Origin of the sequence: Achromobacter agilis, from assembly GCF_900496965.1 — a bacterium.
GTDB lineage: Bacteria > Pseudomonadota > Gammaproteobacteria > Burkholderiales > Burkholderiaceae_B > Achromobacter > Achromobacter agilis.
This window is the reverse complement of sequence record NZ_UFQB01000058.1, coordinates 1-1,234: the sequence shown is the minus strand read 5'-3', so window position 1 is coordinate 1,234 and position 1,234 is coordinate 1. Positions and strand designations below refer to the sequence as shown.

Sequence of the window (1,234 nt, the reverse complement as noted above, 5' to 3'; positions counted from 1 at the left end):
TGTATGGACCGGGGACATGGGTAACAGGTGTACGAGGACATGGGTGACACTTTTCCGGGTTAGGTGCCCGGGAGAGTTCCATGCCTTGGAGTCCTGTTACCGTGAACGATCAGAAGACCGAGTTTGTGGCGTTGGCCGGGCAGGCTAACGCCAACATGAGCGAGCTGTGCCGGCGTTTCGGCATCAGTCGTAAGACTGGATATAAGTGGCTTGGCCGCCATGAACAGCACGGGCCAGCCGGGCTTGAACCGCTATCGAGGCGCCCTCGGCACACACCGGGGCGTACAGCCGAGGCGCTTGAGGCTCAGGTCCTTGAGGTCAGGCAACGTCATCCGGCCTGGGGCGGGCGCAAGATCGCCCATGTGCTGTTACGCGATCAAGGGGTAAGGCTCGCACCCAGCACCGTCACGGAGGTGCTGCGTCGCCATGGATGTTTGGCAGATACCCCGCCCGGCTCAGGCAGGGCCTGGCAGCGGTTCGAGCACGAAGCCCCCAACGACCTGTGGCAGATGGACTTCAAGGGTCACTTCGCCACGGACCGGCAGCGTTGCCATCCGCTGACGGTCATCGACGACCACTCGCGTTACAACATCGTTCTGCAGGCCATGGCTGCCGAACGCTTCGAGCCAGTGCAGGCCGCGCTACTGCAAGCGTTCTTCCGCTACGGCCTGCCCAGGCGCATCAACACCGATAACGGCACGCCTTGGGCCGCCTCAGGCATGGATGCGTTGACGCGGTTGGCTGTCTGGTTCATACGGCTTGGCATCGAGCTGACGCATAGCAGGCCCGCACATCCGCAGAGTAACGGTAAGGACGAGCGCTTCCATCGCACCTTCAAGGCTGAGGTCCTCGGTACTCGGCGCTTCCGAGATCTGGACGATGCCCAGCGCCAGTTCGATCCGTGGCGTCGAATCTACAACCACGAGCGCCCACACCAGGCGCTAGACATGCAAACGCCCGCGCAACGTTATCGGCCAAGCGTACGCTCGATGCCACGGGTTCTGCCGCCCATCGTTTACGCCGCGGACACATTGGTGCGCAAGGTCCAGTACGGAGGGTGGGTCGACCTACAAGGGCGACAGTTGCGTCTATCGGCCGGATTACGTGGTCAATATGTCGCCTTCAGACCGAGGCGAGACGAGGATGGCTCCTTCGACATCCTCTTCTGCCATCACTGCCTCGGACAAGTGGATCTGAAGGCCATGAAGTAAGCTGATCAACCTGTTACCCATGT

General features: G+C 61.5%; 1 protein-coding gene. It reads left to right on the top strand.

Annotation, left to right across the window (positions count from 1 at the left end; genetic code table 11):
• The first annotated feature begins 80 nt into the window (after window positions 1–80).
• Window positions 81–1,211, top strand: coding sequence for an IS481 family transposase (locus AGI3411_RS30010; RefSeq protein ID WP_129530935.1), 1,131 nt, complete (start codon window positions 81–83; stop codon window positions 1,209–1,211).
• Window positions 1,212–1,234 lie beyond the last annotated feature (23 nt).

Excerpts from the sequence above, each read along its gene's own strand:
- AGI3411_RS30010 (WP_129530935.1), top strand. The coding sequence starts at position 81 with ATGCCTTGGAGTCCTGTTACCGTGAACGATCAGAAGACCGAGTTTGTG.